The organism is Vibrio cholerae (genome assembly GCF_008369605.1).
GTDB lineage: Bacteria > Pseudomonadota > Gammaproteobacteria > Enterobacterales > Vibrionaceae > Vibrio > Vibrio cholerae.
Genome location: NZ_CP043556.1, coordinates 1,006,698 through 1,028,688, shown reverse-complemented (window position 1 = coordinate 1,028,688; position 21,991 = coordinate 1,006,698). Strand labels below are relative to the sequence as shown.

Genomic DNA, 21,991 nt, shown 5'->3' with positions numbered 1-21,991 from the left:
TCCATAGACAAAGACTAACGCATAATGACACTGTGCACAAGTTTGATTTGTAGGAAGGATTTTAGAAAAGTACATAACGCCCGCTTAAGGGGCAGCCAACGCTACTACCAACTTACCGCATAACACCGTTACCACAAAAACCAACGCATAGCGAAAATGCCGCGCGTTGGCTGTCCCTCTTGAAGCGTTTGTTATGTTGCTTTACACGCCAGCCCAAAAAAACTCGATTCGAATACCGCTTGGGTCGTAACACATCAAATGTTTTGCCGGCCCCTCTCTTACAAGTTCAGGTTCAAACTCAATCAAAACCCCTTCTTCTTTCAAACGCTCATGGAGCGACACTAAAAGCTCTTCAGTTTCAATCAACAAAGCTAAGTGGTGCAAGCCAACATTAGCTTTTCTATCAAATTCAGTTGGTGAGTCAGTTTTCGTAGACCAAAGTGTCAACATTACCGTTCCGTCACTAACAAAAATAGCTGGATAATCAGGGTTTCTTTTCACCTCTTTCCAACCAAGTACACCAGTGAAGAACTTAGCACTTTCTTCTAATCTTGAAACGGTTAATCCGATGTGATGCACACCCTTTGTCGATGGAGTCATTGTTTTTCCTTACTGTTGAATTAATCTTCCATGGAAAATACATCAGAAATTTATATGCAACAATGCGAACTATTGGAGCAATATATTCAGATATTTAGAATGAGCTACTCGAATGCAACATAACGCCCGCCTAAGGGGCTGGCAACGCATTACCACAAAACTCAAACACAACAACCGCAACCACCGCGGCTCAATGGGACTGGAAACGCCACGCGTTGACAGTCCCTCTTGAGGCGTTTGTTAGTTTTCTTGACATCTACCGCCCAATTTTGCTCATAGCTTCCATATATTCCTCCAAGCCTCCCATGGCACTTATCATTCTGAACGGGTTTCGTTGAGCTGCGATTTCTCTATGGGACTCGGTGATAGTACACCATGGACAAAGCTCATTGTCGTTTACTAGAGGCTCGGAGCAGAGATTGCAATTGTGATCTGATAAAACTATTTGCTTATCTTTGAAGATGAAAACATCGCTATTATCATCTTTGACATATGGCTGAGGATGACTTTTCCCAATAACAAGCTCATACCATTTCATGTCCGCAATAGCAGTAATTTCATTTGAACGTTGAACCATATCGGAAGGGAATTTTGGGCCTGCAATAAATGCTGTTACAAATTCTAATGGTATAAACAGTATGTCATTACCTGCTACATTTTCAGTTACTTTTTTCATATCAACAAAGCGGCACTCTTGCTCATATGACCATTGATCATATTTTGAGAAATACGATTCAACAAAAACAGCCTCCTGCAATGCGTAAGAATGGCGAGGCTTTAGCGTACCTGCTGCTCTAGCAAGTATTCCCTTTAAGCTTTCGAGAGGAGCTTTACGATAGGATACTTTCCAGATTGGATTTCCCTCAAAATGTTTCTGTAAGCTATCAAGATCGAATTCAAGAACAAAGCCCGAATGATTATTAGCATAATGAGCCCACATTGGTGAAACGATAGGTGAATAAGAAAAGCAAGTTGTGGGGTTCTGAGGAATTCCGCTTATTACATCGTGATAAAAAGCCAAATGTTCTGTTGGAATAGACAAGTCCATTCCCAAGAAAAGCTCATACGGGTCATTGTAGTCTTTTGGCAACGAACATTTAACTCCACAGAACCCTTCTCTAGCAAAAACCAAATCTAAGACATCGTAGCTAAAGTATTTATAAATTTTTTCCATTCTTCCTAACTCATTTGTCGTTGAATTGCGGTTAATTTCTGATATGGCTAACTTTAGCCTTTTCATCTTAATTTTTTTACCAACACGTCCCATATTCAAACTCTACCGCTGAAAACTAACGCTCGCCTAAGGGGCTGGCAACGCATGACCACTAAACTCAAACACAACAACTGCAACCACCGCGGCTCAATGGGACTGGAAACGCCACGCGTTGACAGTCCCTCTTGAGGCGTTTGTTATGTGTTAGACAGACCAACCAAAACTTTTTCTGTAAACCAATCCCAGTCTGGTGCACTGAAAGCAATATCACGAACATCCTTTACTGCCGACATTGATTCTTCTACACCGAACCCTTTGGATTTTAAAAGGTATGCTGCTAATGCTAGCCCTGTCCGATCTTTGCCTGATTTGCAATGTACTACAACTTTGCCTTGAGTCTCATTTTGTTCAATAAACTTGATAATTCGAGGTAATGCATCAAGACAAACCTCAAAATCACCACTTTGAACTGGTGCATTACTCGAAAGAGGAATGTGTTCATACGCAAAACCAATAGCCTTTAGGCGTGAAATATGAACACTCTCTCCGTCATTGACCGAAATAATTGCTCGAACTCCAGATGACCACAACTCTTCTAGGTCCCACATGACTTTATCTGGCCCACAGCGCCCTGCTACAGAGTTTGTTACGAAAAAAAAGATTTTCCAATTGAGCCTCAAAACACATAACGCCCGCCTAAGGGGCTGGCAACGCACTACCACTAAACTCAAACACAACAACCGTAACCACCACGGCTCATTGGGACTGGAAACGCCGCGCGTTGACAGTCCCTCTTGAGGCGTTTGTTAGCTTCGTAGCCTATTGTTTAACAATGATTTTTAAACACATTTGTTTGAAAGCCATTTTACGCAGAAGCATCACACAAACACACGTCCAACGCCAAAAGCTGTGAAGTGAACTGCCAAAACTTAAAACGATCTAGGCTAAGTTGGCCACGGTTAAGAGTCCGCGACAAAGAAAGCAAGATCACAGCGATGATGCAGCCTTTTGTGAAACCAAACTTGCCGTGTGGAACATCCAACAACCTTGAAGCATCGAGGCTTGTGGGTTTTCAGCGGCTTTGAACCTGCTGAACTTTCAACACTTTCTACCAAATCGGCATCAGAAAAACTCGAAAGCCAAGTTGTGAAATTTGAATGCTAAAAGCTGAGTTTTCAAAGCAATTAAACCCAGATTTTGATAATTTTCGCTTTAAGAAGCTAACGCCCGCCTAAGGGGCTGACAACGCATAACGCCAAACTCAATCACAACAGCCGAAACCACCGCGGCTCAATGGGACTGGAAACGCCACGCGTTGACAGTCCCTCTTGAGGCGTTTGTTATGTTGCGGTGCTAACTATTATGCATGTTAGAAATGCAGGTAACCCTGAAACAAAAAGTTTGATACAAAGCATCGTGTTTGATGAAAAACGCTCACTGTCAATTTCATTAGCCACCGAGCTATCCACCATTGAACCCGCTACACTCTCTGCCCTATCACCACCAAAACCGCCTTCTGGTGGGTACATAAAAAATAAGGCTGCTAACCCCCAAAGGATCACCACAACAAAGAATGCATAATCGGGCCAAGACCTCAGGCCAAAGAAACCTGTAGATTTCTCAAACATGACCACAACTGCTGATGCAGTGAGATTGCTTATGAGAAAAAACCTCAATAAATTTAGCATGTTATTCCAACGTCCATCCTTAGCAACATACTTGTAACTTTTTTTTCTCCCTTCCAACTCCTCTTCAACAACACCCAACACAACACTCACTACCCCCATCCACTTATTTCCACCCACAATAATTAATAAAATACAAATAACCATCAAACAATCACTCCACTCATACCCCCCACCCCAACCAATTCACCATAAATCATCTTTAAATAATAACCCCCAACACCTATCACAACTTTAAACCAACTTAACCACTACCCTACACCCAAATCCCCTAAATCAACATAAAACACCCACACTCAATACTTACCCATCCACCCCTATACACACCAATAAAACCCACACATACATCAACCCCACAAAATTAACATCCCAACTACATCTCCCACACTTACCCCCAATCCCTAACCCCCCCACTCATACCTCACCAAAACATTATCACTTACTCCACCCAACCACCCAAAACAAAACTCTTCCCCACCTTCACTACCCAAAAAAACTCTCCATCACCCCCACATTATTATTCTACTCCTATAAACATACATCACAATTACCTATCCCAACACTCTCTACCCCTGATCCCATCCTCTACAAATCCCACCAAACTATACAACCTCCCAACTCATCTAACACTCTCATGCACTTTCGCTCACTTACAACCTTTCATACCAATATCTTCCCATTTACCATTATACACTCATTCTACAAAATATCCCCCATGCGAACACTCAAAATCACCTTCCAAACACCTCTATAACCCCAAAATTTAGGAGTACATGCTCCATAGTGTTTCCCTCTGCATCGCACATGTAACATTTTTCCACACTATCTCCTTTATTCATAACGCCCGCCTAAGGGGCTGGCAACGCATAAAACTAAACTCAAACGCAACAACCGTAACCACCGCGGCTCATTGGGACTGTAAACGCAACGCGTTGACAGTCCCTCTTGAGGCGTTTGTTATGTGCCCGTACTCATTGTGTACTCTGGATACCCTGTATGTTCATCTAATTGCTCACTGACCACGTTAAAACCTTGGGACAAGTAGAACTGATAACTAGCCTGATTTTCTTTATATACCGATAGCGTCAGAATCGTTCTCTGACTTTTTGCGTGATTCAGCAATTGCTTACCAATGCCTTTACCTTGCAGCTCGGGAGCTACAAATATGGCAGCTAAACGACTTTCATATAGAGCGTAAAATCCAACAACTTTCGAGTCCATTTCGTAAACGTAGACCTCTGAAGCCGGGATATAAATATTACGCATGTTCTCGACTTGAGATTCCCAAAACTCAGCCGAGATAAAATCGTGAGCTTTAACTGACGCATTCAGCCAGATTTCAAGAACTGAATCCAAGTCATTTTCGTTGTACTTTCTTATCATTTTCGGACTCTAGACAATCAAATTTATTAGGGGGCAACATAACGCCCGCCTAAGGGGCTGGCAACGCATAACAACCAAACTCAAACACAACAACCGTAACCACCGCGGCTCAATGGGACTCGAAACGCCGCGCGTTGACAGTCCCTCTTGAGGCGTTTGTTAGCTCGATAGTGTGAATATTTTACGGTATTCCGAGGCTTTGTTGCGTAAATCGATGGAACTAAATCAATAGCTTACGATCTGATCGGCTACATTCATTCACTCTGTAGCCTCATGCCGAAACCACGTTACAAAACAAACAACTGGAAACAATACAATCAAGCTCTCATCAATCGTGGTTCTCTGACTTTTTGGATTGACGAAGAAGCGATAAGTGAGTGGAAACAAGGGAAGCAAAACAAGCGTGGGAGACCTCGTGTTTTCAGTGATTTAGCCATCACTACTGCTTTGATGGTAAAGCGTATCTTTTCCATGCCACTGCGTGCTTCGCAAGGCTTTATGGATTCCGTTTTTCAACTTGCCCAACTCCCACTGCGCTGCCCACACTACAGTTGTATCAGTCGTCGAGCCAAAGACGTTAACGTGAGTTTCAAAACAAAAACCAAAGGACCGATTCAGCACCTTGCTATCGATGCTACTGGCCTCAAGGTTTATGGTGAGGGTGAGTGGAAAGTCAAAAAACATGGCACGGATGGTAAACGCAGAGTGTGGCGAAAATTACATCTCGCAGTAGATACGAGTACACACGAAATTATTGCCGCAGAGTTGAGCTTATCTTCGGTCACTGATGCAGAGGTGCTGCCTAACTTGCTCAAGCAAACACGGCGAAAAATCCTTGAGATATCAGGCGATGGTGCTTATGACACAAGGGGTTGCCACGCAGCAATCCGCATTAAACGAGCGATAGCGCTCATCCCTCCACGAGAAGGCGCAGCATTCTGGGAGCGAGGTCATCCAAGAAACTTAGCGGTGGGTTGTCAAAAGTTATTCGGTTCGAATAAACATTGGAAAGAGCGGTATGGCTACCACAAGCGTTCACTATCCGAGACGGCGATGTATCGCGTGAAACAGTTGCTTGGTGGACGATTAAGTCTAAGAAATTACAACGCACAAGTTGGTGAAACTTACGCGATGATCAAAGCGTTAAATAAGATAACAGGGCTTGGTATGCCTAAAACTTGCCGTATTGGCTAACTATCAATCTAAGTAGGGCTACTCGGCTTCGAAAACGAATTACGCAACAAAGCCGTATTCCGAATAAATTGATTCTGCTTCTCTCTGTATAGCTGGAACAAAGAAACGTGCATTAATATTGGGTTTTAAATCACATGGGTATCGACCAGACCACATAATAGCTTCGGTTAGCCTCTCTAATGTAAATTTGTATTTTTCTGACAAACCTGTATCTATCAACTCTGCAAGCTTTATTAGGTCATGTGTTTGGATTGTTTTCGGAAACCTCGACTCTGGCATCCAGTCCTCACTTAATGGCGAGCCATACTGCCTATAAATCCAAACTGCTTTGAATAGATTTTCTAACGCCAAACCATACAAAAGGTAGCAAACACTTTCTAATTCTTGCCGCTCAGTTTGGTTGATTAAGATATCTACTCTCTCCATTGAAATTCTTGCGGAAGCAATCAACGCTCTTGAGCGCTCAAACCAACAATTTGCATCACAAACAACATTTGCAAAACTAGCATTTTTCATTGTGTCTAATTCTGTATCTTCCAAATTTCCTCCCGAAAAGCTAACGCCCGCCTAAGGGGCTGACAACGCATTACACTAAACTCAACCACAACAACCGTAACCACCGCGGCTCATTGGGACTGGAAACGCCACGCGTTGACAGTCCCTCTTGAGGCGTTTGTTAGTTTCGTAGCCCATTGTTTAACAATGACTTTTAACACCTTTACTTGAAAAATATTTTACGCAAATGCATCGAACATGCACACGTCCAACGCCAAAAGCTGTGAAGTGAGCTGCCAAAACTCAAAACGATCAAGGTTAAGTTGGCCACGGTTAAGAGTCCGCAACAAAGAAAGCAGGATCACAGCGATGATGCTGCCTTTTGTGAAACCAAATTTGCCGTGTTGAATATCCGACAACATTGAAGCTTCAAGACTTGTGGGTTTTCAGCGACTTTGAAATAGCTGAAATTTCAACACTTTCTACCAAATCAGCATCAGGCAAAACTCAAAAGCCAAATTGTGCGACTTGAACGCTTAAAGCTGATTTTTTAGGGCATTTAATCTGAGCTTTGGATGATTTTTTCTAGATAGAAACTAACGCCCGCTTAAGGGGCTGGCAACGCTACCGCACGGCTTAACTAAACTGCCGTAACCACAAATGCCCACTCAAACCGAAAATGCCATGCGTTGACAGTCCCTCTTGAAGCGTTTGTTATGAGCGTGCCAATTAGAACCACATTACACTGTAAATTCAACCTCATAGCTCACATTGATGCATATCTACTGGGCAAATTTTTGCCTGTGAACTTTTGGGGTTATGATAGGGCAACTTACAAAACGTCAGAGAAAGAACATGCCCATATACGATATTTTTGATAAGACAAAACTCTATCGCTGCCCTTTTTGGAAAGACCCCATTACTTGTACCTGCTCGTCATGCCACATGCGTCGGGAATGGGAAAAAAGCTCTGCGGCATTAAAAGCCGCTGAAGCCCGTAACTTTGCACCACTTGGCTCTTCTGTGCCCAGTGTTCAATCGTTTCTAAAGCCTGAGCCTATCCAAGAAACAACACGAGAAAAAGTTGAGCGTCAGCGTAAAGAGCGGCTAGAACAATCAGAAAAAGATTGGGCAAAGCTTCAAGACCAACAAAAGAATAAAGAAGAATTTATGTTAGGCTGGATGCAAAACGCCGTTACTCAACCACAAGCGCAACTTTGGGCGGACTTATTTACTGCTGAAACCAGTGAAGAACAGAAACAATTTATTAAACAATGCAATACGCACCTCAATAATCCCGTCAGAGAAGGGGAAATTGTCATCGTCCCCACGACTAAACCGACTAATGAGCAAGAGAAGAAAGCACTCGCTGATTTACAAGAAGACGCACAAGCAGCAAGTACCGAGCTAGCAAAATTAACCAATGAATTAGTAGCAACAGTAAACCGACACTTAGAGCTGTTGGATTATTATGCAAATCAAGCATTTGCCAAAATTAAGCAAGATGGCCTACCCAGTGACTATTACGCTTATGCTTCTTTGGGTGTAGGCATGGCGACAGCTGGTGTTGAACAACGGTTAAAGAATATTAGTGATGTATTACTTGAGATTAATGACCTATACGCCTCTCAAGTTGCAATGGCGAGCAGAACTGGCGGCATCAATTACGGGCCATTTGTAGCCGAACGCGCAGAGCTTTTTAAAAAGCTAGATGGTTCATTTGCGGGTTTATCTAAACGCAGTGTCAAGTTACCGATTTACACACAAGTAAAACGCAACCTAAAACTGTCTACAAAATCAGTTATTCACAACGCTGATGAAATTCTTAAGACAGGTTTTGTTAAAAACCTCGGGAAACGTATTGCTAACGTGTCTATAGGCATAACAGCAGCAAAAGGCGTTGGTTACGTTGGATTGGTTCTTGGCGCTGCAAGTGGCGTAAATAATATTTATGAAGCCTGTAAAGTTGATAGCACAGGGAACTGTGGAAAAACAACATCAGTAGAAATTGGTGGCTTTGTTGGTGGCTTAGGTGGAGGAACTATTGGAGGCAAAATCGGAGTTGTGCTGGCTCTAAGCATTGCAGGTGCGGCCTCTGCCCCAATAATTGCAATAGCAACAATCAGTGGGTTTGTCTTCGGTGGTGCGATAGGTGGAATTATTGGATCTACAACTGGCAAAGCTGGAGCTGAATTCATTTATGAGCATACTTTAGAGCTAATGGATTAATATCAGATGAATAGTTTGATCATTGTTATTTTCGGTTGGTATGCATTGGCTTGGTCAATTCCAGGTGGAATTATTCTATTTACCATTTCACACGGAAATATAAAGCACATAATAAGCTTAGATAAAATTTTAGCTAAAAATATAGAACAACTTTATGACTCTAAAGGCCAATTAATTGACCAGCTTTCCGTAACGATTGGAACTAGATACATAAAATACCTTATTAAATACCCATTTATACGCTCAAAAAATCATGCTGAATCTCTCAAATTTCGTGCATTTATGTGGATTAATTCACTATGGGTTTGGTCGTGGGTTTTCATATTAGTGCTAATGTTGTTTGACAACTGGATATAAACACACCAAATTTCGGAAAGGGCTGATCGCCCTTTCTATTAACCCCAAAAAGCTCATAACGCCGCGTTAAGTGGTGAACAACGCCAACCACCAAACCTAAACCATTGTGCCGTAAACACTAAATTCAATGCAAACCGAAAATGCCAAGCGTTGTGAATCCGTCTTAAACGCCTTGTTAGCAATACGAACTCATAGGTTGAGATAGCCTCTTATTCTTTGCTGGTTGGATGGCACAGCGTCTGAGAGGGCTAAGTACGTTTCTATGTCCATAAGCTTCCAATATTGCCCCTCATCGCCAAACTGAATTTCGCGTAACTCACTTTCGGTTATCGTAACCGCTAGAAAATACGCACAACCAAAGCCTGTATGACTTTCCACTTTTTGCTTGTAATGAATACGCGATGGGCACAGTTCGATACCGAATTCTTCTTTCAATTCTCTTAGTGCACAATCCTCTGGCGTTTCGTTCCCTTCACGACCGCCACCAGGTAAATCCCAGCAATTTGGGTATGAGATGGAAGAAATATTATCTCTTTTATAGGTAAGAATTTGCTCGTTACAATGAACAACTAATTTGCATCCCTTAAAATGTTGCACACTGTCTCTCCTAAGATTGCTAACGCCCGCCTAAGGGGCTGGCAACGCACTACCACTAAACTCAAACACAACAGCCGTAACCACCGTGGCTCAATGGGACTGGAAACGCCACGCGTTGACAGTCCCTCTTGAGGCGTTTGTTATGTGGCCGAGCACCGCTATACGATGAAGCAAAAAATCAATGACAATAGACTGGCGATTAAAAATCTATGCCCTAAACCAGTGCTCTCCAGTCTTGTAACCACGGTCTTTTTAGCTGAATCGTTGTCGATCAAGCTACTCGCTGCAACTCCCGCAACATTACTTGGATCGCTGTAACCAACACCATGTCCAGAGAAGGAAAAAATGCCCCTAGCGCCAGAAGAATAAGCATCGAATAAAACGCATAATCTTTGAGAAAAGCAATTTTTAAGTATCCAAAACTGAACTCAAATAGATAAACACATGCTACTGCAATTAGATTGGACAACACTATGAATGCTAAGAATTTCTTCATTTGGGCTCCCTTTCTGGATTGCCACATAACGCCCGCCTAAGGGGCTGGCAACGCATTACCACTAAACTCAAACACAGCAACTGCAACCACCGCGGCTCATTGGGACTGGAAACGCTACGCGTTGACAGTCCCTCTTGAGGCGTTTGTTAGCTTCGTAGCCCATTGTTTAACAATGACTTTTAACACCTTTACTTGAAAAGTATTTTACGCAAATGCATCGAACATGCACACGTCCAACGCCAAAAGCTGTGAAGTTGACTGCCAAAACTCAAAACGCTCAAGGCTAAGTTGGCCACGGTTAAGAGTCCGCGACAAAGAAAGCCAGATCACAGCGATGATGCAGTATTTTGTAAAACTAAGCTGACCGCGCTGAACGTAAAACAATACTGAAGCATCGAAGCTTGATAGGTTTCAGCGACTTGAAAACTGCTGAACATTCAACACTTTCTACCAAATCAGCATTAGGCAAAACTAAAAAGCCAAATAGTGCTACTTGAACGCTTAAAGCTGAATTTTCACAACAAATGAGCTTAGATTTTGATGATTCTAGCCTTTAAGAAGCTAACGCCCGCCTAAGGGGCTGACAACGCATTACCACTAAACTCAAACACAACAACCTTCACCACCGCGGCTCAATGGGACTGGAAACGCCACGCGTTGATAGTCCCGTTTGAGGCGTTTGTTAGCTTCGTAGCCTATTGTTTCCAAATAACTTTTTAACACATTTACTTAAAATGCATTTTACGCAAAAGCATCACTCAAACACACGTCCAACGCCAAAAGCTGTGAAGTTGGCTGCCAAAGCTCAAAACGGTCAAGGTTAAGTTGGCCACGTTTAAGAGTCCGCGACAAAGAAAGCACACTTTCAGCGATGATGCAGCCCTTTGTGAAACCAAACTTTCAGTGTGGAACATCCAACAACATTGAAGTATCGAGGTTTGATGGCTTTCTGCAACTTTGAAACTGCTGAACATTCAACACTTTCTACCAAATCAGTATCCGAAAGACTCGAAAGCCAAGTTGTGGAATTTGAACGCTAAAAGCTGATTTTTCACAACAAATGAGCTTAGGCTTTGTTGGTTTTAGCCTTTAAGAAGCTAACGCCCGCTTAAGGGGCAGCCAACGCTACTACTAACTTTCCGCATAGCACCGTAACCACTGAAACTAACGCACAGTAAAAATGCCACGCGTTGGCTGTCCCTCTTGAAGCGTTTGTTAGCTGCCTTTAGTCACTTGGTTCAATAATGGTAGCGACACGAAATAACCGTTATTGCATTATCATCAACAGCATAAACCAGTCTATTTGTATCATCGATCCGTCGAGACCAAAAACCAGATAGATTTTCCTTTAGAGGCTCTGGTTTACCAATGCCTTCAAACGGTGAACGCTTAACATCATTGATGATTTTATTGATCCGCTTGAGTGTTTTTTTGTCTTGTGTTTGCCAGTACAAGTAGTCATCCCAGGACTCATCTGTCCATGACAGTAAACGACTACTCATCAATCAGATCTCTTTGGATAACTTTTCCCGCTTTGAACTGGGCAATTGAACGGTTTAGATGTTCAGCGTTCGCTGGAGAGCGAAGCAAATGTACGGTTTCCATTAGACTATTGTAATAATCCAGCGACATAACCACAGCATCTTCTGAATCACGTCGGGTGATGACGGTTGTATCCGCATCATTCACAACGGCATCCAAGACTGCTTTTAAACTATTCCTAGCTTCTGTAAAAGAAACGATTCTCATAGAACCTCCCACATGTACTGTTTACGGAACAAGTATAGTATTTACAACTCAACTTGTACAGCTAAAGGAACATATTTGCCAGTAGGCAGCTAACGCCCGCCTAAGGGGCTGACAACGCATGACCACTAAACTCAAACACACCAACCATAACCACCGCGGCTCAATGGGACTGGAAACGCCACGCGTTGACAGTCCCTCTTGAGGCGTTTGTTATGGCGTATTTCAAACCATTTGCCTTAAGCCAACTATCAAAATCGGTGACCCCATACTTCCGGCGTATCCTAGCGACCTCAACCGCAAGGAATAAACCAGTAATCACACCAAAAAACATCGACGCATAAACTTGAGAAGCGACAAAGCCTTGAAACTGCCAGACTAAGAGCCACATGAACCCACCCCAAAAGACAGTACCAAGCACTGATTGGAGAACAAATAGTTTCAATGGACTTTCAAACACCCTAGGCTTCATATCTAAACGAGCAAATTTGTAGAATAGATATGGATAAGGTTTAGCTAAACGAGCACTAATACCCTTTTCGATCAATAGTGAGCGAACAAATTCCATTTTATTCATAATCGTTCCTATAAATGTGTGTGTCATGCCTTGCGCCATAACGCCCGCCTAAGGGGCTGACAACGCATAACACATAACACAAAACTCAAACACACCAACCGTAACCACTGCGGCTCAATGGGACTGGAAACGCCGCGCGTTGACAGTCCCTCTTGAGGCGTTTGTTAGGTGAATTTACTCGTACACCTGCCCATTGTGTTTCAACCAACCATGAGCATGACGATTTTGAGGATCTTTATGAGTCCAGTGAAGAACTCCACCCTTTTTGTTCCATTCGTATTCACCATAAAACTCAACACTATCGCCAACTTTCAAGTTCGGAATTCTTGGTGCTAAGTCGATGTTATGCGCAACTAACAATGTTTGTCCGCTATTGAGCTTTAAGATGAATTTTTGATGTCTTGAACCATCATTGTCATCAGGCAGCACTTTCGATACCTGTCCAAATCCTTGGACCTGTAAATCACTTTGCTGCGATAGATAAGCTTGTTGTAAAACGGCGTCATTGGCATACAAGCTAACCGAAAAACAGCTTGTGAGGACGAGCCAAAAAGCTAAAAACCATTTCATAAAACTGTCCTTGTTCAATCCACTGACCATTCACCTAACGCCCGCCTAAGGGGCTGGCAACGCATTACCACTAAACTCAAACACAGCAACTGCAACCACCGCGGCTCATTGGGACTGGAAACGCTACGCGTTGACAGTCCCTCTTGAGGCGTTTGTTAGCTTCGTAGCCCATTGTTTAACAATGACTTTTAACACCTTTACTTGAAAAGTATTTTACGCAAATGCATCGAACATGCACACGTCCAACGCCAAAAGCTGTGAAGTTGACTGCCAAAACTCAAAACGCTCAAGGCTAAGTTGGCCACGGTTAAGAGTCCGCGACAAAGAAAGCCAGATCACAGCGATGATGCAGTATTTTGTAAAACTAAGCTGACCGCGCTGAACGTAAAACAATACTGAAGCATCGAAGCTTGATAGGTTTCAGCGACTTGAAAACTGCTGAACATTCAACACTTTCTACCAAATCAGCATTAGGCAAAACTAAAAAGCCAAATAGTGCTACTTGAACGCTTAAAGCTGAATTTTCACAACAAATGAGCTTAGATTTTGATAATTCTAGCCTTTAAGAAGCTAACGCCCAATTAAGGGGTGAGCAACGCTACCACCCAACCTTAAGTATTGTGCCGTAACCACTAAAATTGAAGTAGAAGCCAAAATGCCAAGCGTTGGGAATCCCTCTTAAATTGATTGTTATACGCGTTTCGCTAGTTGTTGCCTAACTACTTTTTACACCTTCTAAATCAATAACCTTCCCACTTTTATTTACAAAAGAAAGTTGAAAGCCATTGTTTGTTCGGCGCATCATGCAAGGGCTATTTACATCAATTTCAAGGTTACTAAATTCTTGCCTTGTCACGCCAGAGATAGCTATAACTATGCCTGCCTCACCAAAAAATCCGGATATCTTTACACGAGATGTAATATGAAATTTCTCGATCAGTTTGATGATAAATGGATTGAATTTATTGGCTTCAAACTTTCCTACTCGGCTACTGATAGGGAAGTTTTCCGATGGAATTATTTTTACCTTGAGAGTGTGATTGTCTGTGCAAGGGTGCTTCTCCCAAGGTTTACCCAATGAATCAAAAAACACTCTGCCACCATTAGGGGATTGATAAAAAAACACAGATGCCCCACAGACTGGGCAGTAAGCACTTGGATTTACGTAGCTCACAAACAATTTGCTTTGCTCGCGAATATTCCCAACACTTCTTTCTACGGTCTTACTTTTTTGATTATCTACACCACTCATGCCCTTGAATTTACAACACCAACCGCAAGTACAATCAGGGTAATGATTATGTCCACTCATTTATCTTTACCGAACCTTATTACTTATCTGCATTATCAACTTAGCGCATGAGCTAAGAAGAACAGGGCCATGTCAGCTGATTTGAAAAACCGCATAGCGTATAACGCCCGCCTAAGGGGCTGGCAACGCATTACTACAAAACTCAATCACAACAACCGAAACCACCGCGGCTCATTGGGACTGGAAACGCCGCGCGTTGACAGTCCCTCTTGAGGCGTTTGTTATAAGGTGGATAACTACTTAATTAGATTGAGTATTCCTTTAAACTCTGGCGCTCGACAATCTTTAACCAGTTCATAAAGACTCATTTCTAAACCTGTTATTTCAACACCAGCTCCTGCTAGCTTTGTAATTGCTAGCTCCTTGTTTGATGCATCACGTGAAGACACGCAATCACTCACTAAATGTATGTCGTAACCTAGATTTTTGAGATGAATAGCCGTTTGATAAACACATATGTGAGCTTCGATACCACATATTAACCAAGACGTTTTATTCGATTTTTGGATAGTTTCGATGAAACGAGGCTCACCACAAGCACCAAAACTGAACTTGCTAATCGGTTGTTGATTACTCAGTAACACAGTGAGCTCTTCGATGGTTTGGCCTAATTTATCTGGATTTTGCTCAAGCCAAACTATTGGCAATCCTAGCAATTGAGCTCCTTTAATTAGTTTTATGCAATTTGAAACAAGCTCATTACTGTCAGAAACCAATCGAGCCAACTTGCCTTGGATATCAACGATAATCAGACCAGTATTTTCCTTGTCAAGCATACAGACTCCTTTGCTAAACCACCTTATAACGCCCGCCTAAGGGGCTGACAACGCATTACCACTAAACTTAAACACAACAGCTGCAACCACCGCGGCTCAATGGGACTGGAAACGCCACGCATTGGCAGTCCCTTTGAGGCGTTTGTTAGTTTCGTAGCCTATTGTTTAACAATGACTTTTTAAACTCATTTTCTTGAAAGTAATTTTACGCAAAAGCATCACGCAAACACACGTCCAACGCCAAAAGCTGTGAAGTTGGCTGCCAAAACGTTAAGAGTCCACACAAAGAAAGCCAGATCACAGCGATGATTCAACCTTTTATGAAACCAAACTGATCAAGTTGAACGTCCGACAAAATTGAAGCATCAAAGCTTGTTGGTTATCCGCGATTTTGAAACCGCTGAACTTTCAACGCTTTCTACCAAATCAACATCAGGAAAAACCCAAAAGCTAAATTGTGCAGCTTGAACGATAAAGGCTAAATTTTCAGAACCTTGTGCGTGAATTTTTGATGATTTTCCTGAGAGAAACTAACGCCCGCCTAAGGGGCTGACAACGCATTACCACCAAACTCAAACACAACAACCGTAACCACTTCGGCTCAATGGGACTGGAAACGCCGCGCGTTGACAGTCCCTCTTGAGGCGTTTGTTAGTTTTATTATTTTAGATATAGCCTACGGTATCTATGCCTCAGCTCATCTTGGGTTACATTGTGTATTTTACTTGCCAAATTAAAATTTAGTTCTGTAGAAACGGATAACAGGTCCTTAGATTCGTTATTATCAGGCAAGTTCATTGTGATTATCTGTCGATACTTTTTCTTGATTTTTTTCGGAACGGCTTTCTTTGAGACATCAGAAAAACCCAATAAAAAGCAACTAATTTCCACAACTAAATCGTCCGTAATCATTATTGCTTGCTCCGTAAGATCAGACAAAATGGCGATATGACCACGACCAATGACTTTTTCAAGCTCCTCCAATGAAACACCTTTACCGTGGAATTGCAGTACATGAGGCATAAGCTCTTGCATCAGTTCATTTCGTTTTTTCCAAATGTTGAGCAAGTTATTATAATTTTTAAAGAGAGTTTCTACGTACTCTATGCGCTGCCACTTTGAGTTATTTTCACTATTTTCAGAAGGAACAAGAAAAGCGAGAGAAGCTACATGGAAGTTTATCGGTTCTGCATTTAATACAAGTGGAGGAATTACTAACATTCGTTGAAAAGGATTTGGGGTTAACCGCCTAAAATAATTGCTTTTTATTGCAATTAGACTATTTCGTGCTTCATTTGCGTTTAATAGGGTCTCATTAAGTACGTCTACGTTTTGGATTTGAACACGATTGTATTCTTGGGTTGAAACTGCATAAAACGCAGCCCAAGCACCTAACGCTGCTGTAGACAAGGCACTAATACTCGGGAATACATAATCTTTGATAGGGTTTGAATGTAAGCCTATTATGGCTTCCGCTATGGCATTTAATGCATTTTCCAAAGATTAACTCCTTTCTAAAACTAACGCCCGCCTAAGGGGCTGGCAACGCATTACCACCAAACTCAAACACAATAACCGTAATCACCACGTCTCAATGGGACTGGAAACGCCGCGCGTTGACAGTCCCTCTTGAGGCGTTTGTTAGTTTCGTAGCCCATTGTTTGCCAATGACTTTTTTAACACATTTGTTTGAAAGTCATTTTACGCAAATGCATCAAACAAACACACGTCCAACACAAAAAGCTGTGAAGTTAGCAGCCAAAACTCAAAACGATCATGGTTAAGTTGACCACGGTTAAGAGTCCACGACAAAGAAAGCCAGATCACAGCGATGATGCTGCCTTTTGTGAAACCAAACTTTCCGTGTGGAACATCCGACAACATGAAGCATCGAGTTTTTTTGGCTTTCAGCGACTTTGAAACAACTGAACTTTCAACGCTTTCTACCAAATCAGTATCAAGCAAAACTCAAAAGCCTAATTGTGCAACTTGAACGCTAAAAGCTGAATTTTCAGAACATTGTGCGTGAATTATTGATGATTTTTCCTGAGAGAAACTAACGCCCGCCTAAGGGGCTGGCAACGCATAACACTAAACTCAAACACAACAACCGTAACCACCGCGGCTCATTGGGACTGGGAACGCCACGCGTTGACAGTCCCTCTTGAGGCCTTTGTTAGTTTCGTAGCCTATTGTTTAGCAATAATTTTTTAAACAATTTTGCTTGAATGTCATTTTACGCAAATACAATGAGCAAACACATGTCCAACGCCAAAAGCTGTGAAGTGGACTGCCAAAACTTAAAACGATCAAGGCTGCGTTGACCACGGTTAAAAGTCCGCGACAAAGAAAGCACAATTCCAGTGATGACGAAGCCATTTGTGAAACCAAGCTGATCATGTTGAGCATCCAACAACCCTTGAAGCATCGAGACTTGTTGTTTTTCAGCGGCTTTGAAACTGCTGAACTTTCAACACATTCCACTAAGTAACCATCAGGCAAAAACTCAAAAGCCAACTTGTGGCATTTGAACTCTAAAAGCTTCATGTCCAGAACAAATGAGCTTAAGTTTTGATGATTGGTTCCTGATAGAAACTAACGCCCGCCTAAGGGGCTGACAACGCATTACCACCAAACTCAAACACAACAACCGAAACCACCGCGGCTCAATGGAACTGGAAACGCCACGCGTTGACAGTCCCTCTTGAGGCGTTTGTTATGTTTTTACAACGCTAGCTAGTATGCAATCATATTTATGAAGTCAACTTCGTACTTCCTTTCACCATACTTTCTTTCATTGTCAATAATGGTGCCCCGTTTAGGAGTAACACGAAGAACAATTGAGTCTGGATTATCCTCATCACCAACTTCAGAAAACCAATCGAATATCTTTTTAAATTTTGACCTAATTTGTGCATTTTTTTCGTTTTTGACCCAGCCTAAGTTTTCTGCCTCACATTCAAGAGAGAACCAATCTAACCCACCTACCGATACTTCGTTGTTCTTCTCGATTTGCATAATCTTATTTGTTGTCGCATCTGTAGATATATAAAAGAGACCCTCTTCATAGTAAGCACAAACCATACGTACAGCAGGAACTGGGTTACCAACGGCGTTACAAGATAGTGATATTGTCGCGAGAGCCATAATTACTTCTTTATCATTGCCACAACGCTCTTCCATCAATTTTATTGCATCATCATATTTACTCATTTGTATTTCCCTCTAGAAATGACATGTAATACGACTAAATTATCCGACCTGAAACATAACGCCCGCCTAAGGGGCTGACAACGCATACCGCCAAACTCAATCACAACAACCATAACCACCGCGGCTCAATGGGACTGGAAACGCCACGCGTTGACAGTCCCTCTTGAGGCGTTTGTTATGTGAAATTTGTTTGGTATGTTTGACTTAAAAGTTTATAAAGTTCTTCTCTTAACTGTTTGATGTCAGATTTCTTTTTTTCGATTTCGTCTTCAGTTAAAGAGGGTTTATCAACGTAGCAAGAACGTCGAAATTGGACGACTGCTTCACCTAGTTCTCGGAGTTTATTGTAGGCTTCAACTTCGCCAACAAGCAGCAATTTTGACTCAGCATTAGTCAAAGAACCAAAGGTTGTAAACAGCTCTACTTTAACTTCCTCTAATTCGTCCCTTCTAGATGGGGGCCAATCTTTTCCATTTTTAGTAAACCTAACCCATTCAACTACTAGCGCCCAATATTTCAGATAAACATGATTTAATTGTTCTGTTTGTTCTGCTACTTGCTCAAGCAATGTGCGGTGTCTTTTTTCATACTCACGTGCTGACTCTGACTTATCTTTTTGTTTGGTATGCCAGTGAGTAGCAAATGCTGTAATTATCGCACCTAGACCAATCTTTACTGCGGTATCTAACACTTCAACTAAAGTTGTCAAACAAATCTCCTTCACATAACGCCCGCCTAAGGGGCTGGCAACGCATACCACTAAACTCAATCACAACAACCGAAACCACCGCGGCTCAATGGGACTGGAAACGCCACGCGTTGACAGTCCCTCTTGAGGCGTTTGTTAGCTTCGTAGCCTATTGTTTAACAATGATTTTTAACATATTTGCTTGAAAGGCATTTTACGCAAAAGCATCACACAAACACACGTCCAACGCCAAAAGCTGTGACGTTGGCGGCCAAAACTTAAAACGATCTAGGCTAAGTTGGCCACGGTTAAGAGTCCGCGACAAAGAAAGCAAGATCACAGCGATGATGCAGCCTTTTGTGAAACCAAACTTTCCGAGTGGAACATCCAACAACATTGAAGCATCGAGGTTTGATGGCTTTCAGCAACTTTGAAACAGCTGAACATTCAACACTTTCTACCAAATCAGCATCCGAAAAACTCGAAAGCCAAATTGTGGAATTTGAACGCTAAAAGCTGATTTTTCACAACAAATGAGCTTAGATTTTGATGATTTTAGCCTTTAAGAAGCTAACGCCCGCCTAAGGGGCTGACAACGCATAACACAAAACTCTAACACAACAACCATAACCACCGCGGCTCAATGGGACTGGAAACGCCGCGCGTGGACAGTCCCTCTTGAGGCGTTTGTTATGTGTTTGAATACGTTGATACTTCAATAAGATTCCCATCAGGGTCTCTGAAATAGAATGATGTGATTGCACCTTGTGCACCTGTACGTTTTACAGGCCCCTCCATGATAGTCACACCTTGATCCTCCACATGCTTCATCGCATCAGACAGAACTGTGTCGGTAATAAAGCACAAATCTGCGCTCCCAACTCTGACATTTTGGGCTTTAGGTTCAAACTCATTACCGAGTTGATGAAGATTGATCTTCTGGTGACCAAACTCTAGAGCAATCCGACCAGCGCCAAAACTAACAGCTTTCATGCCCAACACTTTTTCATAAAAGTTCGTTGTTGTTGGAATATCTGCAACAGTCAGAACCAAATGATCAAGGTGACTAATTTTCATCAGAAACTCCATTTTCTAGGAAAACACATAACGCCCGCCTAAGGGGCAGGCAACGCATACCACTAAACTCAAACACAACAACCGAAACCACCGCGGCTCAATGGGACTGGAAACGCTACGCGTTGACAGTCCCTCTTGAGGCGTTTGTTATGTTTGTGGTTCTGAAACGGCTACTCTTTCATTTTTTCTAATGTAGATCAGATGGTTATTATAAAACTCACTTTCAACATAACCATGCTGGAGAGCTTTCTTGTAAATTGACGCTACAAAAATATCCGCAAGACTAAAAGTCCGACCAATAATAAAACCTGATTCATTACAAATCGTCTGACTTAACTTATCAAGACACAGCATAATCCACTCTCCCCGAACTTTCCGTTTGGATGTTTCATCTAGGTCGGGCCTAAAAAAGTTAAGCACAGTTCGGTTTTGAGGTGAATGAATACTGGAGTTCACGTATTCACAAACTGAGCGGATTTTTGTTTTTTCCTCAAGACTTTGACCTAGCAATGGACTCGTTGGAAATCGCTCTTCGAGGTATTCGGCAATAGCCATTGACTCAGTAAATACTAGACCATCAACTAACAACGAAGGCACATAGCCAAATGGATTCATCACACGATAAGTCGTAGCAAGGTCGTCCGAGCTAACTTCAATTCGTTCGTACGGGATACCTTTGAAATTAAGCATCCATTCAACCCTTTCTGAGCTGTTGGAACCCTTTGCGCTATAAAGTGACAAGTCCATTTTAACTCCGAAAAACATAACGCCCGCTTAAGGGGCTGGCAACGCTACCGCACAGCTTAAACCAACAGCCGTAACCACTTCGGTTCAATGGGACTGGAAACGCTACGCGTTGACAGTCCCGCTTGAAGCGTTTGTTATGTGCCTGACTGTAATGCCTTTTATGGCATATTTTCAATTCTAGAAACTTACGATTGAGAGCTGACAACGCTTTACATTTCAAATTCGGAGTTTCTTACCATGGTCATCAGTAAGAGCATCGGGATCCTCAAACCCTTTAAGTAAGGGTAATAGACTGAATAGTCTAACGATTTTGCTTACGACAAATGCAGGTCCGCCTAGATTAAGCGTTGGCGCCTTGGGGGCATATTATGCCAAACGACATTCGATAAAACTCATGACAAAGAGAACGTAACAAACTGAATTTATTAGGGATGAATAAGAAGAAAAGGTGTGTTTAACAAAAAAGCACATAACGCCCGCCTAAGGGGCTGGCAACGCATACCACTAAACTCAATCACAACAACCGTAACCACCGCGACTCATTGGGACTGGAAACGCCACGCGTTGACAGTCCCTCTTGAGGCGTTTGTTAGGTTTGTGCTACGAAGCTCATGTAGTAATAACCACCCAATTCATCATCCACTTGCGACACAATTTCAAAACCTTGCGACAAATAAAAGTTGAGTGCTTTTTGATTTTGAACCATGCACTTAAGGCTTAAATTGCCATATTTCATTTTTGCACCGTTAAGCAGCATCGAGCCCACACCTTGCCCCTGATATTCGGTTGCAACATAGAGATGATGAATAAAATTGTCAGGTTCCCAAATGGAAATGAAGCCGGCAACATTCCCTAAAACCTCAGACAACCAAATTCGTTCACCTTGACTATCGCGGTCGAAGTCTTCTATCCGAAAACTATCCGCCTTGAGCCATGGGAAACTATCCCGTCTAGAGTCCAAGTAGAGCTTTCTCAACGATTCGAGATTACAGGCACTAAACTCTTTGATTTCCATGAGCAACCTTAAACCTAACGC

At 42.3% G+C, this 21,991-nt stretch carries 31 protein-coding genes and 3 pseudogenes; 3 read left to right on the top strand and 31 right to left on the bottom strand.

Going from position 1 to position 21,991, the window contains the following annotated elements:
* Nucleotides 1–201: 201 nt before the first annotated feature.
* The 7 genes and pseudogenes from F0316_RS19080 to F0316_RS19050 all read right to left on the bottom strand — a co-directional run bounded on the left by F0316_RS19080 (nt 202) and on the right by F0316_RS19050 (nt 4,881).
* Nucleotides 202–600 carry a VOC family protein gene (locus F0316_RS19080; protein ID WP_021706447.1) on the bottom strand — a complete coding sequence of 133 codons (399 nt, stop codon included), beginning with the start codon at nt 598–600 and terminating at the stop codon, nt 202–204.
* 256 nt (nt 601–856) lie between these two features.
* Entirely contained in the window at nt 857–1,867 is a 1,011-nt protein-coding gene (locus tag F0316_RS19075; RefSeq protein WP_199369743.1) for a DUF2971 domain-containing protein, read from the bottom strand.
* Nucleotides 1,868–2,010: 143 nt separating this feature from the next.
* Nucleotides 2,011–2,421 carry a protein-tyrosine phosphatase family protein gene (locus tag F0316_RS19070; protein ID WP_149560879.1) on the bottom strand — a complete coding sequence of 137 codons (411 nt, stop codon included), beginning with the start codon at nt 2,419–2,421 and terminating at the stop codon, nt 2,011–2,013.
* A gap of 211 nt (nt 2,422–2,632) precedes the next feature.
* Nucleotides 2,633–2,752 (bottom strand): Tfp pilus assembly protein, encoded by a 120-nt coding sequence (locus F0316_RS20370; protein WP_320205350.1) that lies wholly within the window; start codon nt 2,750–2,752, stop codon nt 2,633–2,635.
* Nucleotides 2,742–2,804, bottom strand: a pseudogene (locus F0316_RS20365) (DUF645 family protein); the annotation flags it as partial. The pseudogene F0316_RS20365 and the gene F0316_RS20370, both read right to left, overlap by 11 nt.
* Nucleotides 2,805–3,153: 349 nt before the next feature.
* Entirely contained in the window at nt 3,154–3,501 is a 348-nt protein-coding gene (locus tag F0316_RS19055; RefSeq protein ID WP_000933409.1) for a hypothetical protein, read from the bottom strand.
* A gap of 954 nt (nt 3,502–4,455) precedes the next feature.
* Nucleotides 4,456–4,881: an N-acetyltransferase gene (locus F0316_RS19050; RefSeq protein WP_000620001.1), complete on the bottom strand. Its 426-nt coding sequence runs from the start codon at nt 4,879–4,881 to the stop codon at nt 4,456–4,458.
* 273 nt (nt 4,882–5,154) lie between these two features.
* Between F0316_RS19050 and F0316_RS19045 the strand changes: the two genes are divergently transcribed.
* Nucleotides 5,155–6,075, top strand: coding sequence for an IS5-like element ISVch8 family transposase (locus F0316_RS19045; protein WP_149560805.1), 921 nt, complete (start codon nt 5,155–5,157; stop codon nt 6,073–6,075).
* A 39-nt stretch (nt 6,076–6,114) separates the two neighbouring features.
* Here the strand turns inward: F0316_RS19045 and F0316_RS19040 are convergent, their stop codons facing one another.
* Both F0316_RS19040 and F0316_RS19030 read right to left on the bottom strand, forming a co-directional pair.
* Nucleotides 6,115–6,615, bottom strand: coding sequence for a hypothetical protein (locus F0316_RS19040; protein ID WP_149560836.1), 501 nt, complete (start codon nt 6,613–6,615; stop codon nt 6,115–6,117).
* A gap of 194 nt (nt 6,616–6,809) precedes the next feature.
* Entirely contained in the window at nt 6,810–6,992 is a 183-nt protein-coding gene (locus F0316_RS19030; RefSeq protein WP_000947517.1) for a DUF645 family protein, read from the bottom strand.
* A 523-nt stretch (nt 6,993–7,515) separates the two neighbouring features.
* Between F0316_RS19030 and F0316_RS19020 the strand changes: the two genes are divergently transcribed.
* Both F0316_RS19020 and F0316_RS19015 read left to right on the top strand, forming a co-directional pair.
* Complete coding sequence (locus F0316_RS19020; protein WP_114725992.1) at nt 7,516–8,799, top strand: hypothetical protein; 1,284 nt, start codon at nt 7,516–7,518, stop codon at nt 8,797–8,799.
* 6 nt (nt 8,800–8,805) lie between these two features.
* Entirely contained in the window at nt 8,806–9,156 is a 351-nt protein-coding gene (locus tag F0316_RS19015; protein ID WP_076008713.1) for a hypothetical protein, read from the top strand.
* A 189-nt stretch (nt 9,157–9,345) separates the two neighbouring features.
* Here F0316_RS19015 and F0316_RS19010 read toward each other — a convergent pair whose 3' ends face one another.
* The 22 genes and pseudogenes from F0316_RS19010 to F0316_RS18885 all read right to left on the bottom strand — a co-directional run bounded on the left by F0316_RS19010 (nt 9,346) and on the right by F0316_RS18885 (nt 21,970).
* Nucleotides 9,346–9,753 (bottom strand): NUDIX domain-containing protein, encoded by a 408-nt coding sequence (locus F0316_RS19010; RefSeq protein WP_061058663.1) that lies wholly within the window; start codon nt 9,751–9,753, stop codon nt 9,346–9,348.
* A 271-nt stretch (nt 9,754–10,024) separates the two neighbouring features.
* Entirely contained in the window at nt 10,025–10,249 is a 225-nt protein-coding gene (locus F0316_RS19005; protein WP_162797377.1) for a hypothetical protein, read from the bottom strand.
* Nucleotides 10,250–10,453: 204 nt separating this feature from the next.
* Nucleotides 10,454–10,633: a DUF645 family protein gene (locus F0316_RS19000; RefSeq protein WP_001898535.1), complete on the bottom strand. Its 180-nt coding sequence runs from the start codon at nt 10,631–10,633 to the stop codon at nt 10,454–10,456.
* A 357-nt stretch (nt 10,634–10,990) separates the two neighbouring features.
* On the bottom strand, nt 10,991–11,125 hold the full coding sequence (locus tag F0316_RS18995; RefSeq protein WP_230613057.1) for a DUF645 family protein: 135 nt from the start codon (nt 11,123–11,125) through the stop codon (nt 10,991–10,993).
* A gap of 362 nt (nt 11,126–11,487) precedes the next feature.
* A complete protein-coding gene (locus F0316_RS18985; protein WP_000098716.1) occupies nt 11,488–11,751 on the bottom strand; it encodes a Txe/YoeB family addiction module toxin in 264 nt (87 codons plus the stop codon).
* Nucleotides 11,744–11,998, bottom strand: coding sequence for a type II toxin-antitoxin system Phd/YefM family antitoxin (locus tag F0316_RS18980; RefSeq protein ID WP_149560835.1), 255 nt, complete (start codon nt 11,996–11,998; stop codon nt 11,744–11,746). The genes F0316_RS18985 and F0316_RS18980 overlap by 8 nt, the downstream gene beginning before the upstream one ends.
* A gap of 160 nt (nt 11,999–12,158) precedes the next feature.
* The gene (locus tag F0316_RS18975; RefSeq protein WP_172626089.1) at nt 12,159–12,572 is read right to left on the bottom strand and encodes a DUF6404 family protein; all 414 of its coding nucleotides are present in this window, start codon (nt 12,570–12,572) and stop codon (nt 12,159–12,161) included.
* Between the two features lie 174 nt (nt 12,573–12,746).
* Nucleotides 12,747–13,142 carry a DUF3465 domain-containing protein gene (locus F0316_RS18970; RefSeq protein WP_044128232.1) on the bottom strand — a complete coding sequence of 132 codons (396 nt, stop codon included), beginning with the start codon at nt 13,140–13,142 and terminating at the stop codon, nt 12,747–12,749.
* A gap of 213 nt (nt 13,143–13,355) precedes the next feature.
* On the bottom strand, nt 13,356–13,535 hold the full coding sequence (locus F0316_RS18965) for a DUF645 family protein (RefSeq protein ID WP_001898535.1): 180 nt from the start codon (nt 13,533–13,535) through the stop codon (nt 13,356–13,358).
* A gap of 322 nt (nt 13,536–13,857) precedes the next feature.
* A complete protein-coding gene (locus F0316_RS18960) occupies nt 13,858–14,454 on the bottom strand; it encodes a hypothetical protein (protein WP_149560833.1) in 597 nt (198 codons plus the stop codon).
* A gap of 236 nt (nt 14,455–14,690) precedes the next feature.
* Nucleotides 14,691–15,230, bottom strand: a complete 540-nt coding sequence (locus F0316_RS18955; protein ID WP_000884561.1) for a hydrolase — start codon at nt 15,228–15,230, stop codon at nt 14,691–14,693.
* Nucleotides 15,231–15,435: 205 nt separating this feature from the next.
* Nucleotides 15,436–15,588: pseudogene (locus tag F0316_RS20210) on the bottom strand (DUF645 family protein).
* Nucleotides 15,589–15,890: 302 nt separating this feature from the next.
* Complete coding sequence (locus tag F0316_RS19940; RefSeq protein ID WP_142993905.1) at nt 15,891–16,730, bottom strand: hypothetical protein; 840 nt, start codon at nt 16,728–16,730, stop codon at nt 15,891–15,893.
* 201 nt (nt 16,731–16,931) lie between these two features.
* Nucleotides 16,932–17,114: a DUF645 family protein gene (locus F0316_RS18945; protein WP_149560877.1), complete on the bottom strand. Its 183-nt coding sequence runs from the start codon at nt 17,112–17,114 to the stop codon at nt 16,932–16,934.
* 352 nt (nt 17,115–17,466) lie between these two features.
* Entirely contained in the window at nt 17,467–17,658 is a 192-nt protein-coding gene (locus F0316_RS18940; protein ID WP_001898520.1) for a DUF645 family protein, read from the bottom strand.
* 308 nt (nt 17,659–17,966) lie between these two features.
* On the bottom strand, nt 17,967–18,443 hold the full coding sequence (locus F0316_RS18935; protein ID WP_148555385.1) for a pyridoxamine 5'-phosphate oxidase family protein: 477 nt from the start codon (nt 18,441–18,443) through the stop codon (nt 17,967–17,969).
* 175 nt (nt 18,444–18,618) lie between these two features.
* Nucleotides 18,619–19,152, bottom strand: a complete 534-nt coding sequence (locus F0316_RS18925) for a hypothetical protein (protein ID WP_000210269.1) — start codon at nt 19,150–19,152, stop codon at nt 18,619–18,621.
* A gap of 168 nt (nt 19,153–19,320) precedes the next feature.
* Complete coding sequence (locus F0316_RS20195) at nt 19,321–19,419, bottom strand: Tfp pilus assembly protein (RefSeq protein WP_229767840.1); 99 nt, start codon at nt 19,417–19,419, stop codon at nt 19,321–19,323.
* Nucleotides 19,409–19,528 (bottom strand): annotated as a pseudogene (locus tag F0316_RS18920) (DUF645 family protein); the annotation flags it as partial. The pseudogene F0316_RS18920 and the gene F0316_RS20195, both read right to left, overlap by 11 nt.
* 293 nt (nt 19,529–19,821) lie before the next feature.
* Nucleotides 19,822–20,208, bottom strand: a complete 387-nt coding sequence (locus F0316_RS18910) for a VOC family protein (RefSeq protein WP_000703159.1) — start codon at nt 20,206–20,208, stop codon at nt 19,822–19,824.
* A 147-nt stretch (nt 20,209–20,355) separates the two neighbouring features.
* A complete protein-coding gene (locus tag F0316_RS18900) occupies nt 20,356–20,955 on the bottom strand; it encodes a glutathione S-transferase family protein (protein ID WP_001891245.1) in 600 nt (199 codons plus the stop codon).
* A 589-nt stretch (nt 20,956–21,544) separates the two neighbouring features.
* On the bottom strand, nt 21,545–21,970 hold the full coding sequence (locus tag F0316_RS18885) for a GNAT family N-acetyltransferase (RefSeq protein ID WP_002045007.1): 426 nt from the start codon (nt 21,968–21,970) through the stop codon (nt 21,545–21,547).
* Nucleotides 21,971–21,991: the final 21 nt, after the last annotated feature.

Coding starts and splice junctions, on each gene's coding strand:
- F0316_RS19080 (WP_021706447.1), bottom strand. CDS start 600: ATGACTCCATCGACAAAGGGTGTGCATCACATCGGATTAACCGTTTCA.
- F0316_RS19075 (WP_199369743.1), bottom strand. CDS start 1,867: ATGGGACGTGTTGGTAAAAAAATTAAGATGAAAAGGCTAAAGTTAGCC.
- F0316_RS19070 (WP_149560879.1), bottom strand. CDS start 2,421: ATGTGGGACCTAGAAGAGTTGTGGTCATCTGGAGTTCGAGCAATTATT.
- F0316_RS19055 (WP_000933409.1), bottom strand. CDS start 3,501: ATGCTAAATTTATTGAGGTTTTTTCTCATAAGCAATCTCACTGCATCA.
- F0316_RS19050 (WP_000620001.1), bottom strand. CDS start 4,881: ATGATAAGAAAGTACAACGAAAATGACTTGGATTCAGTTCTTGAAATC.
- F0316_RS19045 (WP_149560805.1), top strand. CDS start 5,155: ATGCCGAAACCACGTTACAAAACAAACAACTGGAAACAATACAATCAA.
- F0316_RS19030 (WP_000947517.1), bottom strand. CDS start 6,992: ATGTTGTCGGATATTCAACACGGCAAATTTGGTTTCACAAAAGGCAGC.
- F0316_RS19020 (WP_114725992.1), top strand. CDS start 7,516: ATGCGTCGGGAATGGGAAAAAAGCTCTGCGGCATTAAAAGCCGCTGAA.
- F0316_RS19015 (WP_076008713.1), top strand. CDS start 8,806: ATGAATAGTTTGATCATTGTTATTTTCGGTTGGTATGCATTGGCTTGG.
- F0316_RS19005 (WP_162797377.1), bottom strand. CDS start 10,249: ATGAAGAAATTCTTAGCATTCATAGTGTTGTCCAATCTAATTGCAGTA.
- F0316_RS18985 (WP_000098716.1), bottom strand. CDS start 11,751: ATGAGTAGTCGTTTACTGTCATGGACAGATGAGTCCTGGGATGACTAC.
- F0316_RS18980 (WP_149560835.1), bottom strand. CDS start 11,998: ATGAGAATCGTTTCTTTTACAGAAGCTAGGAATAGTTTAAAAGCAGTC.
- F0316_RS18975 (WP_172626089.1), bottom strand. CDS start 12,572: ATGAATAAAATGGAATTTGTTCGCTCACTATTGATCGAAAAGGGTATT.
- F0316_RS18970 (WP_044128232.1), bottom strand. CDS start 13,142: ATGAAATGGTTTTTAGCTTTTTGGCTCGTCCTCACAAGCTGTTTTTCG.
- F0316_RS18960 (WP_149560833.1), bottom strand. CDS start 14,454: ATGAGTGGACATAATCATTACCCTGATTGTACTTGCGGTTGGTGTTGT.
- F0316_RS18955 (WP_000884561.1), bottom strand. CDS start 15,230: ATGCTTGACAAGGAAAATACTGGTCTGATTATCGTTGATATCCAAGGC.
- F0316_RS18945 (WP_149560877.1), bottom strand. CDS start 17,114: ATGTTGTCGGATGTTCCACACGGAAAGTTTGGTTTCACAAAAGGCAGC.
- F0316_RS18940 (WP_001898520.1), bottom strand. CDS start 17,658: ATGCTTCAAGGGTTGTTGGATGCTCAACATGATCAGCTTGGTTTCACA.
- F0316_RS18935 (WP_148555385.1), bottom strand. CDS start 18,443: ATGAGTAAATATGATGATGCAATAAAATTGATGGAAGAGCGTTGTGGC.
- F0316_RS18910 (WP_000703159.1), bottom strand. CDS start 20,208: ATGAAAATTAGTCACCTTGATCATTTGGTTCTGACTGTTGCAGATATT.
- F0316_RS18900 (WP_001891245.1), bottom strand. CDS start 20,955: ATGGACTTGTCACTTTATAGCGCAAAGGGTTCCAACAGCTCAGAAAGG.
- F0316_RS18885 (WP_002045007.1), bottom strand. CDS start 21,970: ATGGAAATCAAAGAGTTTAGTGCCTGTAATCTCGAATCGTTGAGAAAG.